Source organism: Pantoea trifolii, assembly GCF_024506435.1.
Taxonomy (GTDB): Bacteria; Pseudomonadota; Gammaproteobacteria; order Enterobacterales; family Enterobacteriaceae; genus Pantoea; species Pantoea trifolii.
Genome location: NZ_JANIET010000001.1, coordinates 2103301 through 2117667 on the forward strand (window position 1 = coordinate 2103301; position 14367 = coordinate 2117667).

14 protein-coding genes are annotated in these 14367 nt (G+C 55.0%); 7 read left to right on the top strand and 7 right to left on the bottom strand.

The window, feature by feature from the left end; genetic code table 11:
• Positions 1–132 precede the first annotated feature (132 nt).
• On the top strand, positions 133–786 hold the full coding sequence (locus NQH49_RS09785; RefSeq protein ID WP_256696496.1) for a TetR/AcrR family transcriptional regulator: 654 nt from the start codon (positions 133–135) through the stop codon (positions 784–786).
• Positions 787–854: 68 nt separating this feature from the next.
• On the opposite strand, the gene rhaM is transcribed toward NQH49_RS09785, so the two are convergent.
• From rhaM to rhaB, 4 genes are read right to left on the bottom strand one after another with little or no spacing between them, the layout of a single operon-like run.
• The gene (gene rhaM, locus NQH49_RS09790; protein WP_008108878.1) at positions 855–1169 is read right to left on the bottom strand and encodes an L-rhamnose mutarotase; all 315 of its coding nucleotides are present in this window, start codon (positions 1167–1169) and stop codon (positions 855–857) included.
• Complete coding sequence (gene rhaD, locus NQH49_RS09795; protein ID WP_256696497.1) at positions 1159–2001, bottom strand: rhamnulose-1-phosphate aldolase; 843 nt, start codon at positions 1999–2001, stop codon at positions 1159–1161. Before rhaD ends, rhaM begins: the two co-directional genes overlap by 11 nt.
• 10 nt (positions 2002–2011) lie before the next feature.
• The gene (locus NQH49_RS09800) at positions 2012–3268 is read right to left on the bottom strand and encodes an L-rhamnose isomerase (RefSeq protein WP_008108874.1); all 1257 of its coding nucleotides are present in this window, start codon (positions 3266–3268) and stop codon (positions 2012–2014) included.
• Positions 3261–4733: a rhamnulokinase gene (gene rhaB / locus NQH49_RS09805; RefSeq protein ID WP_256696498.1), complete on the bottom strand. Its 1473-nt coding sequence runs from the start codon at positions 4731–4733 to the stop codon at positions 3261–3263. Before rhaB ends, NQH49_RS09800 begins: the two co-directional genes overlap by 8 nt.
• 290 nt (positions 4734–5023) lie before the next feature.
• Between rhaB and rhaS the strand changes: the two genes are divergently transcribed.
• Both rhaS and rhaR read left to right on the top strand, forming a co-directional pair.
• A complete protein-coding gene (gene rhaS, locus NQH49_RS09810; RefSeq protein WP_256696499.1) occupies positions 5024–5845 on the top strand; it encodes an HTH-type transcriptional activator RhaS in 822 nt (273 codons plus the stop codon).
• 15 nt (positions 5846–5860) lie between these two features.
• A complete protein-coding gene (gene rhaR, locus NQH49_RS09815; protein WP_256696500.1) occupies positions 5861–6727 on the top strand; it encodes an HTH-type transcriptional activator RhaR in 867 nt (288 codons plus the stop codon).
• Between the two features lie 25 nt (positions 6728–6752).
• On the opposite strand, the gene rhaT is transcribed toward rhaR, so the two are convergent.
• Complete coding sequence (rhaT, locus tag NQH49_RS09820; protein WP_008108866.1) at positions 6753–7787, bottom strand: L-rhamnose/proton symporter RhaT; 1035 nt, start codon at positions 7785–7787, stop codon at positions 6753–6755.
• Positions 7788–8153: 366 nt separating this feature from the next.
• Here rhaT and NQH49_RS09825 point away from each other — a divergent pair, with 366 nt between their 5' ends.
• The 3 genes from NQH49_RS09825 (at position 8154) to aldA (ending at position 10229) form a co-directional block, all read left to right on the top strand.
• On the top strand, positions 8154–8477 hold the full coding sequence (locus NQH49_RS09825; RefSeq protein WP_008108864.1) for a hypothetical protein: 324 nt from the start codon (positions 8154–8156) through the stop codon (positions 8475–8477).
• Positions 8478–8491: 14 nt separating this feature from the next.
• Positions 8492–8590, top strand: a complete 99-nt coding sequence (locus NQH49_RS09830) for a YoaK family small membrane protein (protein ID WP_008108862.1) — start codon at positions 8492–8494, stop codon at positions 8588–8590.
• A gap of 202 nt (positions 8591–8792) precedes the next feature.
• Positions 8793–10229 carry an aldehyde dehydrogenase gene (aldA, locus tag NQH49_RS09835; RefSeq protein ID WP_256696501.1) on the top strand — a complete coding sequence of 479 codons (1437 nt, stop codon included), beginning with the start codon at positions 8793–8795 and terminating at the stop codon, positions 10227–10229.
• A 370-nt stretch (positions 10230–10599) separates the two neighbouring features.
• On the opposite strand, the gene NQH49_RS09840 is transcribed toward aldA, so the two are convergent.
• Together NQH49_RS09840 and NQH49_RS09845 are read right to left on the bottom strand one after the other, a co-directional pair.
• Positions 10600–11874, bottom strand: coding sequence for an MFS transporter (locus tag NQH49_RS09840; RefSeq protein WP_256696502.1), 1275 nt, complete (start codon positions 11872–11874; stop codon positions 10600–10602).
• Complete coding sequence (locus NQH49_RS09845; protein WP_256696503.1) at positions 11871–13292, bottom strand: M20 family metallopeptidase; 1422 nt, start codon at positions 13290–13292, stop codon at positions 11871–11873. Before NQH49_RS09845 ends, NQH49_RS09840 begins: the two co-directional genes overlap by 4 nt.
• Positions 13293–13440: 148 nt before the next feature.
• Here NQH49_RS09845 and NQH49_RS09850 point away from each other — a divergent pair, with 148 nt between their 5' ends.
• Positions 13441–14367, top strand: a complete 927-nt coding sequence (locus NQH49_RS09850; RefSeq protein ID WP_008108854.1) for a LysR family transcriptional regulator — start codon at positions 13441–13443, stop codon at positions 14365–14367.

A 14367-nucleotide genomic window follows, 5' to 3' on the forward strand; every position in this document is an offset into this window, starting at 1 on the left:
TACCCATTTGGGTGCTTTGACCAGCGAAAAGCACAAACGGGCAAAGACGAACAGGCTCATTCCGGGCTGCGCTTGCATATTTATTTAATGATCGGTAATTTAATTGGGTGTTTCTACGCTTTGAGGTGCCCAATGACTGAAGTTATCGATGTGGTGAACAGGAAAACGCGCGGTCGCCCGAAAGTGTTTGACCGCAATGATGCCCTGGACAAGGCATTGATGTTGTTCTGGGCGCATGGTTATGAAGGCACGTCGTTGTCCGATTTGGTTAACGCTACCGGTGCGAAAGCCCCAACCCTTTATGCTGAATTTGAGAATAAAGAGGGTTTATTTCGTGCGGCGATGCAGCGATACATTGAAACCTTCAGCGCACAACGTAACGCAGTGCTGAACGATGATGCATCAGACGTGAAAACGGCAATTGAAGCCTATTTTCGGGCAACCGCCGCGTGCTTTACTGAATGTGATAAGCCAGCAGGCTGTTTCTTCATTTGTACGTCGAGCGCGCTCTCTTCCGGCTCGGAAGAAGTGGCGCAAATGCTGGCGCAGCAGCATCATGCGCAGGAATCAGCGTTAAAAGCATTCCTTGATACCCGGCAGCAGCGCGGTGAATTACCGCAATGTGCCAATAGTGCAACCCTGGCCAGCTATCTGGCGTGTTTACTGCAGGGAATGTCGGTACGTGCGCGTGAAGGGGCCAATCGAGAGGATCTTGACCAGATTGTGGATACGCAGATGGCAATCTGGCCCGCTCTGGCGGGATATTGTGAGTTGAGCACCAAATAAAATTTCAGACCGACTTCCCTGTCGGCCTGAAATTACTGCCTCTATTCGAGCGGTGAGGCGAGCGAGCGTTAAGGCAGGAAAAACATCGGTTTTAACGCCGCACTCACCGGACTGTTATCCGGATTGGATGGCATTAAATCCTTCATGGATGCCCACCAACGCTGACACACCTCCGTTTTTGCCACGGCTTCCCAGCGCGCTTCAGACTCAATTTCCACGCTGGCAAACAGCAGATTACGTTCAGCATCCAGCCAGATAGCGTAATTGTGCGCGCCATGCGCTTTTAACGTCTCGGCCAGCTCCGGCCAAATTGGCGTGTGACGGCGCAGATACTCATCGTGGCAGTGTGCATGCACCTGCATCACAAAGGCTTTACGCAACATCGCTGCGCTCCGCCTGCAGAGCGGCTTGCCACGGCTTAACGTTGAAGCGCTCACCCAGCGCGATCAGTTGCTCAGTGGTGATGCTTTGACGAATGCCACCCATCGACAGCGCTTTCACCACCACTTCGGAGGATTTCTCCGCAGTGTCGATCAGGCCAAAAGTCTCATCGAGGTTTGGACCGGCGCCAAAGATGCCATGGAACGGCCACATCACAATGCTGTGTTTTGCCATCGCGTCTGCTGTTGCCTGGCCGATTCCGTCAGTGCCTGGCACCATCCACGGCAGAATACCGACGCCATCCGGGAACACCACCAGACATTCGGTGCTGCCTTCCCACAGCAGGCGTGTGAAGCGTGCGGAATCCAGATCGACCACATAGCTCAGTGCCATAAAGTTGGTGGCGTGGCAGTGCATGATGACGCGATCAACGCCGTTTGAGACCTGCTTACGCACGCTGTGTGACTGGAAGTGAGCTGCCAGCTCTGACGTTGGCAGGCCGCCGTTACTCAAACCCCAGTGGATTTTGTATGACAAGCCTTTGTCATCGACCTGCAACAGCGCCAGACAATCAGCCGGGTCGATCTGTACGTTACGGAAAAACTTACCCGATCCGGTAACCAGGAACCAATCATTGGCCAGCGCTGGAGCAGGCTTGGTCAGCTCAATACAGCGCGGCTCAGCATAGAAATCACCGGCGAAATCTTTAACTTCTTCCGGCAGTAAACGTAAGCTGACGTTGCCGCCGTTACGCTCATCCCAGCCCTTCAACCACATGTCGCTGGTCGCTTTAACCATTCCCTGAACAAAAGCGGAAGAGAGAATATTTTGCATGGTGTGTCCCTTAACGTTGACGCAGTGTTTGTTGTTCATAATGACGGACTTCGCTCAGCCAGCTGGCATCAGCAGGGACATCGTGGCGCAGACACCAGGCTTCCCACACCGCTTGCCACGGCAACGATTTTTGCTCTTCCAGCATTGCCAGGCGACCGGTGTAATCCCCTTCGTTCTCTAGCTTGCGTAACTGATCGGTAGGTTCCAGCAGCGCGCGTAGCAGTGCTTTTTTGGCATTGCGTGTACCAATTACCCACGCCGCGATGCGGTTAATAGACGCATCAAAGAAGTCGAGACCGATATGCACCTTGTCGAACAGCTTGTGGCGCGCGATCTCGGTGGCGATGGCCTGGGTTTCATCATCAAGAATCACCACGTGGTCGCTGTCCCAGCGTACCGGACGGCTTACGTGCAGCAGCAGGCGCGGCACATAAAGCATCGCCGTGGAGATCTTGTCAGAAATAACTTCGGTTGGGTGGAAGTGGCCGGCATCCAGCGTTAGTGCGGTCTGGCGGCTGCTGGCATAGCCCAGGCAGAATTCATTGGAACCCACGGTGTAGCTTTCTGCACCGATACCAAACAGTTTGCTCTCTACCGCATCGATGTGGTGCGCGGGATTGAGTTTTTCACTGATCACTTCATCAAGCGCACTTGCCAGGCGTTGACGTGGTGCGAGGCGATCGACGGTGAGGTCTTTCATGCCGTCCGGCACCCAGATGTTCATGACGGATGCGGTACCCAGTTGCTCACCAAAGTGCGCCGAGATGCGACGGCTGGCCTTGCAGTGATCGATCCAGAACTGGCGAATCCCTTTGTCGGCGTGCGACAAGGTAAAGCCATCGGCGCTCAGTGGGTGGGAGAAGCAGCTTGGATTAAAGTCGAGGCCCAACTTGTGCGTCTTAGCCCATTCCACCCAGTTGCTGAAGTGTTTCGGTTCAATCGCATCACGATCAACCGGCTTATCGCTCTCCAGATAGATCGCATGCAGGTTAAGACGCTTGGCACCTGGAATGAGTGACATCGCTTTTTCAACATCAGAACGCAGCTCATCAGCATTACGCGCGCGGCCCGGATAGTTGCCGGTAGCCTGAATACCGCCGGTCAGTTCACCGTTCGGATTCTCGAAGCCGCGCACGTCATCACCTTGCCAGCAGTGCATCGAGACCGGAATGCCATCCAGCTGTGCCATTACCTGTTCCACATCTACACCGATGGCAGCGTAGCGTTGTTTGGCCAGTTCGAAGGCCTGTTCAATCAGCTTAGTCATATGCAAGTTCCTTAGCAGGTTGGCTGAGCGCGGCAAAGCGTGCCTGATGGGCAGCGAAGGCGCTGTTGTTCAACGGTTCAAATTTTTCTAACGGGAAGTTTTGGCTAATGCAGCGGCGTAAATCGCTGACGTCACGCAGTTCGCCTAAGGTAATGAGCTGGCAGCCGACGTTACCGAGCGTCGAAGCTTCAATCGGCCCGGCCAATACCGGCAGCTGGCAGGCATCGGCACACAATTGGTTTAACAGCGGATTCTGGCTGCCGCCGCCCACCACATGCAGCTGACGCAGCGGTGCAGCGCGTAATGTGCCGAGTTCACCAATCACCTGGCGATAGAGCAAGGCCAGACTGTCAAAGATGGTGCGGGCCAGCGCGGCAGGCGTCTGCGGAACGGGCATGTTCTGTTCGACGCAGGCGTTCTGAATCTCCTGAACCATGCTGTCTGGATTGATAAAACGACTGTGATTGGGGTTAACCAGCGCACGACAGGCAGGTTCTTTTTCAGCGTCTTTGATCAGCGAGCAGAGATCGGTGATGTGCAACTCGGTGCAGACACGTTGCAGCAGCCACAAACCCATAATGTTTTTCAGAACACGATAGCCTTCTGCTCCACCTTCATTGGTGATGTTGGCATTGAGCGCCGCCGTGCTGACACAAGGCTGCAAACTCTCAATCCCCATCAGCGACCAGGTTCCTGAGCTGAGATAAGCGGCATCATCCTGCATTAACGGTGTGGCCAAAACCGCACTCGCTGTATCGTGCGTCGCAACCGCGATCACCGGAATGTGGTTGCCGCTGGCGCTGGTCCAGTAACCAACGGTATTGCCTGGCGACGTTGGTTTGCCGAACCATTTAGCCGGCACGCCAGCCCAGGTGAGCAAATCGCTGTCCCATTCGCCGCTGTGAATATTTAGCAGTTGTGTGGTGGTGGCGTTGGTGTATTCCCAGTTCATCTGCCCGGTAAGGCGATAATGCAAATAGTCTGGAATCATCAGCGCATGCTGCACTTGTTCCTGCCAATCTGGCTGCTGCTGATGCAGTGCGTGCAGTTGATAGAGCGTGTTAAACGGCAAGAACTGAATACCGGTGCGCTGATAGATTACGCTTTTGCCGAGGTCATTAATGGCCTGAGCCATATGCCCTTCCGTGCGCTTGTCACGATAGCTTACCGCCTCGCCGACGCGCTCGCCGTTGGCATCCAGCAACACCAAATCAACGCCCCAGGTGTCGATTCCAATGCTGTCCGGCACGATGCCTTCATCATCTAGCTGAGCCAGTCCTAAACGAATCTCCTGCTCCAGTCGCTCCAAATCCCAACAATCATAATCTGCACGGCGCACACGCTGATTGGTGAAGCGACGAACTTCGCGCAGGCTGATTTGCTGATTCGCTGAACTCCATTGTGCGAGCATTACGCGCCCGCTGGATGCGCCTAAATCAATGGCAACAATGTTACGCATACTCATGGCGTGTTCTTCCTGTGATGAGATGACAACAGATTAGAAATCCCTGCTTTTTGCCACCTTCCCCTTACTGCCAGTGCGTAATAGTCACTGGCACGCTAACAAAGAAGTTCGTGAGAAAGCTCACAGAACCACACAAGAAGAGAGATGTGAGCCTTGCCGCATTTCCGTCAATCGCTGGTGAGATCTTGAAAAATTAGCCATTTTCCTGCGTCACTAAGGTGAAAATTCAAGGTAAGGTGCGGGGCGCCTGCGTAGACTCGGCAACAGTTGAACAAATAAAGAGGCGAATCATGACCGTTTTACATAGCGCAGATTTCTTCCCGGAAGGGAATTACGCCATCGCCATTGAGCCGCGCGTGCCACAGCAGGCATTTCCGGAGCATCATCATGATTTCCATGAAATTGTATTGGTGGAGCAAGGTTCTGGCATTCATGTGTTTAACGGTCAGCCACAGGCTTTATCCGCAGGGTGCGTGTGCTTCGTGCGCGATCACGATCGCCATCTTTATGAGCAAACGGAGAATTTATGTCTGACAAACGTGCTGTATCGCAGTCCGGCGGCATTCCGTTTTCTCTCGGGTTTGCAGGATCTTCTGCCGCGCGAAGAAGAGGACCACTACACATCGCACTGGCGCATCAATCACAAAGTGATGGCGCAGGCGCTGCAAATCGTTACGCAGATGAAGCAGCAAGATGCGTGGTCGCTGGAACGGCACGCACGTCAGGAACAACTTTTTCTGCAACTGTTGGTGTTGTTGCGCGAAGCGGCTCACAACGATCAATCACAGGATCAGGAAGCCCGCTTACATCGGTTGCTCGACTGGCTCAATGAGCACTACAGTGAAGAGATTGTGTGGGATGCCTTAGCCGATCGTTTTTCATTGTCGCTGCGTACCCTGCACCGCCAGATGAAGCAGCAAACCGGCAATACACCGCAGCGTTACCTGAATCGGCTTCGCCTGTTACAGGCGCGGCATTTACTGCGTCATAGTGATATGCGCATAACAGACATTGCCTACCAGTGCGGATTTGGTGACAGCAACCACTTCTCCACACTGTTCCGGCGAGAATTTGGCTGCGCGCCCAGAGCGGAGCGCCAGCAGATGTTATAACGGGAGCGTTTCCTCATGTCGCTAATCTTAACGCGCGAAGACTATTTTCCGGCCACCAATCTGCCGATTGCTGTGGCCGAGCGCATGCCACAGCCCTCCTTCCCTCCGCATCGTCATGAATTCAGTGAAATCGTTATCGTCTGGCGCGGCAACGGCCTGCATGTGTTGAACGATCGTCCATGGTTGATAACCTGCGGCGACGTTTTTTACATTCACGATAGCGACTGCCACAGCTACGACAGCGTCAACGACCTGGCGCTGGATAACATTCTTTACTGCCGCGATCGCTTTCGTCTTGGCCTCGACTGGAGTCAGTTGCTGCCGCCGCAAGAAGAAGATTCCCCGGGCTGCTGGCGTTTGACCACGCGCGGGATGGCGTTGGCGCGTGGCGTGATTAGCCAACTTGAGCGCGAGAGCCGCAAAAGTGATTCGCTATCGATTCAACTCTCCGAAGCGCTGTTTTTGCAACTCGCGCTGATTTTGCGTCGTCACGGTTATGCTGCCGATCGGCCCTGGGCATTGCCTGAAGGTGAGCAACTGGATCTGCTGATGTCGGCGCTGCAAGGTGCCATCAGCCGTCCATTCGATTTGGCGGTGTTTTGCCAGCAGAATCAGTTAAGCGAGCGCGCGTTAAAACAGCTGTTTCGCCAGCAAACCGGTATGACCGTGGGTCACTATTTGCGGCAGCTCCAACTGTGCCAGGCGAAGTATCTGCTGCGGACGCAGGATTGCTTAATCAGTGAAGTGGCCGCACGTTGCGGTTTCGATGACAGTAACTACTTTTCGGTGGTATTTACGCGGGAAACCGGTTTAACGCCGAGTGCGTGGCGGCAGCGCTTCCTGCCGCATCGTGAACTCTCATCTGAGAAAGTTAAAGCCTGACGCGAGGTGTGCGTCAGGCTTTTTATTAGTTTGCTAACCCTAATCCGACAATGTTGGCGGCAATGATGATCACCACACAACCCAGTGACAGCACGCGCACCGGACGTTGACCCGCTGATTTCCACTCTTTCAGCACCAGACCAACCAAGCCACCGCACAGCACGTAGAGACTCATATGCAGCATCCAGCTGACAAAGTCGTACTGTGCTGGGATTTTAGCGTGGCCCCAGGCGTAGAAGAAGAACTGCAGATACCACATGGTGCCGCCGAGCACGGCAAACGCGATATTGGCCAGCAGCATCGGTTTGGCGACGGAGAAATCACGGCGTACTGAGAGATCGGTTTTTACCGCCAGACGGATGAAGCAATAAGCCAGATTGACTAATGCACCGCCGCCCATGATCACCACATAGCTTGGCAAGGCCACATACAACGGATTGATACCCAGATTGGCTGCGGCTTCATGCATCGGCTTGGCGGCATCCATTGCAAACGACATGCCAGCCGAGAAGATGCCGCACATTACGGCCAGAATCAGCCCTTTCTTGAGGTTGAACTCTTCAGCGTTGATGCCCAGCGCCCGCTCTTTCAACAGGCCGGCACGTGAAACAATCGCCACACCAATCAACGCAACAAACACGCCGAGCAGCGTCATACGTCCACCGGTCGAGTTGAATAGCTCAACAAAGCGTCCCTGCAGCAGCGGCGTCATCAGGGTTCCCACCACTAAAGTGATACCGATAGCAATCCCAATGCCCATCGACATGCCGAGGTAGCGCATGGTCAACCCGTAGTTGATGTTTCCGATGCCCCACATAGCACCAAACAGAAACACCGGCATCAGTTGAGAGAAACTAAAGCTGCCGTAATACGCCCAGAAATTCGGCAGTAATACCGCACTCACCGCCCAGGGAAGAATCAGCCACGACATAATGCCGCCCACCGACCACATCGTTTCCCAGGACCACTTTTTCACCTGCTTAAATGGAGCATAAAAACAGGCGGCACTGGCGGCACCCACCAGATGCCAGAAAATACCTGCAATGATGGCACTGTTCATTGTTATTCCTTCGTAAGGTTGAGGCCAACAGGAAACCGGCGGTCTCCCGATTACCGGCAGTCTACGGTGGGCCGCTTTTCGTCAGCCTTTGGATGGCTGCCGGAAAGCGGATGTTGCTGGCAAAATTCGGTGGGTCGTCAACATAAGGATCACAAAATCGCATTTGCAGGCAGGCAATGAAGTGTTTTTTATAAGTGGCTTATTATTCAGCATATTTTTCTATTATGCTGTGTAGATCAGCACAGTTTTTGATTCACTGCCACTGCAACCGTTAACATGGCAGTCACACAAAGCCGCGCACCAGACTTTCCCCGCAGGCGTTTAATCCGTATAACGTTGGGAAAATCATCAGGACGAAGGATTGAGATGAATACCAAAAGATTGCGGCTACTGCTGTCACAATCGGTGAGCCGCGTGATGCTGGATGACATCCGCGCCATCGTGCCGGCGCAGGCGCTTAACGTCTTTATTAATGGATTAGATGAGACGCACTACGCCACGCTGGATTGCGTGCAGAGCGAAGAGAATTGCGCCCTGCTGGCGTCGGTGATTGTGGTCTGGCGCCAGCTGGGTCACATTCATGCGATTCATTATCAGAAAGGTGAGCATCTGCGTCAGGTCGATGACGCCACGCAATTCCAGCTGTTCAGTATGATGAAAACCCATCGCGCGATCGTGCAGATCGCTTAACTCACGGAATGACTATGAAAATCGGACTGCTTTTCCCTATTGCCATCATCATTGCTGGCGTCAGTTTTTTGGCGTGGTTTATTGCCAGCGGCGCGGCGATGCCGGGTTCCTGACATTTATTTAACATAGCTTGAATCGCTTCTAAGCCGCTGAAAGCGCGGCATTTCGCCAGGAATGCTGCGTCTGTCGTGCTGTTCTTCCCTTCTTTGCCATCCCTCAAGTCGCATTGGCAATAACAAAAAGGTGCCACACCGCGATCTGTTTCACTCTGCACTTCACAAATCTTTAACGAAACCGATCGCGGAGAACCTGCACATGACAACACACCATCAACATTACATTAATGGCGCGTTTGTTGCCGATCAGAACGACAAGTGGATAGAAGTGATTAACCCGGCAACCGAGGCGTTACTGTCGCGCGTGCCGGAAGGCAGTAAACACGATGCCGCGCAAGCCATCGACGCTGCTGAAGTGGCGCAGCCGGGTTGGGAAGCGCTTCCCGCGGTTGAACGCGGCAACTGGCTGCGCAAAATTGCCGTTGCGATTCGTCAGCGTGAGCCGGAACTGACCGCCACTATCGTCGCCGAAGGCGGAAAAACCCAGGGACTGGCGCAAACCGAAGTGCTGTTTACCGCCGATTACCTTGAGTACATGGCCGAATGGGCTCGCCGTTATGATGGCGAGATCATTAACAGCGATCGTCCCAACGAAAACATCTTTGTGTTCAAGAAAGCGATTGGCGTCACCACCGGCATTCTGCCGTGGAACTTCCCCTTCTTCCTGATTGCACGTAAAGCCGCGCCCGCGCTGGTAACCGGCAATACCATTGTTATCAAGCCAAGTGAGCTGACGCCTAACAATGCGGCGATTTTTGCGCAAATCATCCATGAAATTGGTCTGCCAAAAGGTGTGATCAACTTTGTTTATGGCTATGGCCCGGAGATTGGCCAGGAACTGGCAGGCAACCCGAAAGTCGGTCTGGTCAGTTTGACCGGCAGCGTCAACGCCGGTATCGCCACTATGGAAGCGGCGGCGAAAAACGTCACCAAAGTCTCGCTGGAGCTGGGCGGAAAAGCGCCGGCTATCGTCATGGATGATGCCGATCTCGATCTGGCGGTTAAAGCAATCGTCAGCTCCCGCGTAATCAATACCGGGCAAGTGTGTAACTGCGCAGAGCGCGTTTACGTGCAGGAAGGCATTTACGACCGCTTTATCAGCGCGCTGACTGCCGCCATGCAGCAGGTGAAGTTTGGTAACCCGGCTGAGCAAAATGATATTGATATGGGTCCGCTGATCACCGCGGCCGCGCTGGAGCGCGTTGAGCAGAAAGTGGCAAATGCGGTCGCGGATGGCGGCAAAGTGCTGCTGGGCGGCAAGCGAGCAGGCAGCAAAGGCTTCTATTTTGAACCAACTATCATCACGGGCGTGCGTCAGGATATGGAGATCATGCAGCAGGAGATTTTTGGTCCAGTGCTGCCAGTGATGACCTTTAAAACCCTTGATGAAGCCGTAGCGCTGGCAAATGACTGCGAATACGGTCTGACTTCATCGATTTACACCCAGAACCTCAACACCGCGATGGTGGCCCTGCGTAAGTTGAAGTTTGGAGAAACCTACATCAACCGCGAGAATTTCGAGGCGATGCAAGGTTTCCATGCGGGCTGGCGTAAATCGGGCATTGGCGGTGCCGATGGCCGTCATGGTTTGGAAGAGTTCTTGCAGACGCACGTGGCATATTTGCAGTTCTCGTAGCGCCATTCATGGCGTAATGCTTGTCAATTAAGCCAACGACGAGGGCGCAGGCCGGTGGCACTTTTGCCAGAGACTCTGGCGCGTCTGCTGCGGCAAAAGGGCTATCCGCAGCGCTGAGGCTTTTACGTTGGGCCAGGAGCCTCACGCATGGATGCGTGAGGCAGTTCGGGGCGGCCAGGACGGCCGATCCGCGAACGGTCCGTTGGCACGACGTGGAAGCCGAAGGCACCGCGTTAGCGGCGCGAGGACGGCCCATGACGCAGCAGATGTGTCAGAGCCCGCACCAGATTTAAAGCAAAATGGTTTCTTAACTGGCAAGTATGACGCCATTCATGCCGACCAGGTGCGCATCCTTGCGCACCTGAAACCTTTATGAAACGCGCTTCTGGCTGCGCAGCAGCGCCAGGCCGCTTAACACCGACATCGCCATCAGATAATAGCCGGGCGCCAGACTGGTGCCGGTCGCGCTAATCAGCAGTGTACAAATCAGCGGTGCAAAGCCACCAAATACGGTAACCGCCACGTTATAGCTGATCGCCATGCCGCTGGCGCGCGTACCAATCGGGAACAGATCCGCCATCACCGACGGCACTGTTGAGAAATAGATCGACTTCAGTAGCGCCATCCAGCACACCAGTAAAATCAGGGTAGTCGGCGTGGTGTGATCAACCACCAGCTTAAATGCCGGATAGATAGTCACGATCAGCAGAATCAACGATCCCCACATCAGCGGCACGCGCCCTACGCGCTCTGCCCATAACCCCATGATTGGCGTGACCACCGTCAGAATCACGCCCGCCAACAAGGTGGCGGTAAACGCTACGCTGCCTGACAAGTGCAGGTTTTTAGTGGCGTAAGTCGGCACGTAGTTGAGCATGTAGTTCACCGCAGTCGAGATCACCATCAGGCCAATTGCCAACAGCATCAACTCCTTCTGGCGGCCAAACAGACTTTTTAGCGGCGCGGCTTCCGGTTTGTGCTCAGCAAAGCTCGCCGGTTCATGTACGTGACGGCGGATATAGATCCCCAGCGGACCTATCAGCAGGCCGAAGGCGAAGGGAATACGCCATCCCCATTCCTGAATCTGGCTTTCGCTGAGAATCTGCGTCAATCCAAGGCCAAACGCCGACGCCATCAATGTACTGGCGCCCTGCGTGGCGAACTGCCAGCTGGCGATAAAGGCTTTACGCTCCGGGAAATGCTCAACCAGGAACGCCGTCGAGCTGCCAAATTCGCCGCCGGCAGAGAACCCCTGCACCAGACGCGCCAGCAAAATCAGCAGCGGTGCCATCAGCCCAATGCTGCTGTAGCTCGGCATAAAGGTGATGACCGCGCCGCCGAGCATCATCAGGTTAATCGATAACAGCAGCGCTTTTTTACGACCGTGACGATCGGCATAGTTGCCCAGCACAATCGCGCCCAGCGGACGAATCAGGAATGACACACCAAAGCTGCCAAAGGTCAGCAACATCGAGACCGACGGATCGCTGGTGGGAAAGAAGGCATGCGCAATATAGCTGGCAAAAAAGCCGTATACAGCGATATCAAACCACTCCAGCGCATTACCAATACAGGTGGCGAACAGCGTTTTGTGCAGATTGGGTTTTGCCGCGCTCAACGGCATCGCCGTATTCAATGTACTCATTGGCCACCTCCAACGTGCGCACGATGCTGCGCCACCAGTTCTGTTCCCTGCTCGCCCAGATCCCACAGCAGACGCGTCATAATCTGCAAACCCTCGCGGGCAATCGATTTCAACAGATGCTCGTTAACGCCATGCTGGCCGCAGGCCGGATACGAGTGCGGCACCCACAAGGTGGGCAAGCCGAGAATGTCCGAGAACACTTCATTGGGCAGCGAGCCGCCGAGATTAGGCAGCAGCGCCGGTTTCTTGCCGCTGGTTTCCGCCATGCTGGTCAGCACCCAATTGACCAGCGGATCGGTGGGATCAAGGCGTGTCGCGGGCGATCCGCGCATAAACTCCACGTCCACATAGTCAAAACCGTGCTGATGCAGATGGGTGCGCACATGCTGGGCGAGGTTTTCCCAATCGGTGCCCACCACAAAACGCAGCTGACAAACCGCCGTAGCGCTGCCCGGAATCGCATTCATTGGACGCGCCGGATTGCCGGTCAGGAATGACAACACTTCCAGCGTGTTCCAGCCATACAGGCGTTCGGTTGGCGTCAGTCCCGGTTCGCCCCAGTTCACGTCAATATCGGGATCGCCCGGCATGCCGCCGACCTCGATATCGCCGAGAATATCGCGTACCTGCGGCGTCAAAGAGTTGGGTTTTAGCGCCTCAACCTGCAACACGCCCTGCGCGTTGACCAGCGAGGCGATGGCGTTGGCCAACTGCGTACCCGGATTGCTCAACAATCCGCCCCAGTTGCCAGAGTGATAAGCGTTGTCACGCGCGTTGACAGTCAAACGGAAGTTAACCGCGCCGCGTGAGCCCAGGAACAGCGTGGGACGAATCGCGTTGAGGCGCGGACCGTCTGAGGCGATAAACAGATCGGCTTGCAGCAGCTCGCCATGCTGCTGGCATAACTGCGCCAATCCCGGCGAGCTGATCTCTTCGCCCATCTCGAACAGCATTTTGCAGTTGAAGCCCAGGCTTCCACCGCGCAACTGATACACCTGCTCCAGCGCCGCCAGATTGACGCAGTGCTGGCCCTTGTTATCCGCGCTACCGCGCGCATACCAGCGATCGCCCTCTTCAACCATCTGCCACGGCGATAAGCCGTCGCGCCAGTTTTCATCATCACCAAACACCACATCGCCGTGACCATAGCTGAGCAAGGTTGGCAGCATTGGGTCTTCGATGCGTACCGCCACGAGGAACGGTCGATTAGCGGCCTCCGGGTTGTCGATGAAATGCAAGGTAAAGCCCAGTGCAATCAGCTGCGGGCCGATCTCATCCTGCAAATAACGCTGTAGTTCGCTGTCACGATCCTCGCGCTGGCTTTCGGTGCGTTGCGCCACGCGACGCGCCAAAATACGTTGAAATTCCCCGCTGTCAAAATACGCGGTGGCCTGTTGAACCGCCTGTTGTGCTGTCATGTTTGCCCTGTCTTTTATTGTTTTGTCGTTGATTCATCTTTGCGGAAACGCTGCTTTGCCACAATTATCAATTTATCGAGTAAGATTTGCTTTTATGGCAAAGCTAGCCTGCCCAATTTCGAGGCATGCACCACCATGAGGCACCCGCATGTTAAGCAGTGAAATCCGCTATTTTCTCGCCGTGGCCAATACCGGCTCGCTCAGCGCCGCCAGCGAACAGCTGTTTGTGGCGGTGTCGGCGATCAGTCGGCAAATTCAGCGGCTGGAGAATCAGGTTGGCGTGCCGCTGTTTGCACGTCATGCGCGCGGCATGGTGTTGAATGAAGCGGGCGAGATTTTCGCGCATCACGTACGTAAGAACCTGCTGGATATGGAGTACGCGTTGGCGGAGATTAAGGGGCTGAAAGCGGTGCGCCGTACATTGATTCGCGTCGCCTGCACCGATGGGCTGGCGTTTACGCTGCTACCCCGTTTAATCGCGGATTTTCGCAATGATAATCCGGGCGTGCTGTTTGATGTGAAAGTCGCCAGCACCCAAGGCGTGGCGGAAGCGCTGCGCAACGGCGAGTGTGACGTAGCGCTGCAGTTTAGTCTGCACGCGGAACGCGGCGTCGAAGTGATGGGTTCGTGGCCGGCACCGGTATTAATCGTTATGCATCAAACGCATCCGCTGGCTACTGCGCCGCAGGTCACGCTCGCCGATCTCAGCCACTATCCGCTGGCCTTACCGCAGCAAAACACCACCGTGCGGCAACTGTTTGAGCTTGCCAGCCACATGAATGGCAGCCTGGTTGAGCCGGTGATGACCTGTGATACCTTCTCGATGCTGTTTCAATTCCTGCTGCGTACGCCGCAGGCGGTGACCATTTGTAGCGCCTTTACTGTGCTGCAGGAGGCTGAAACGCACGGTTTGATTTTGCGCTCAGTGGGCATCGATCAGCTGAGCCAGCGCACTTTGCAACTGCAGACGCAATCAGGGCGACCTCGCAGTGCCGCCCTGAATGTGTTTCTCTCTTTTTTGCTGCAACAGCTGGACGCGTTAGAGGAACCGCTGCGCCAGCGTTGGAAGCCGTAA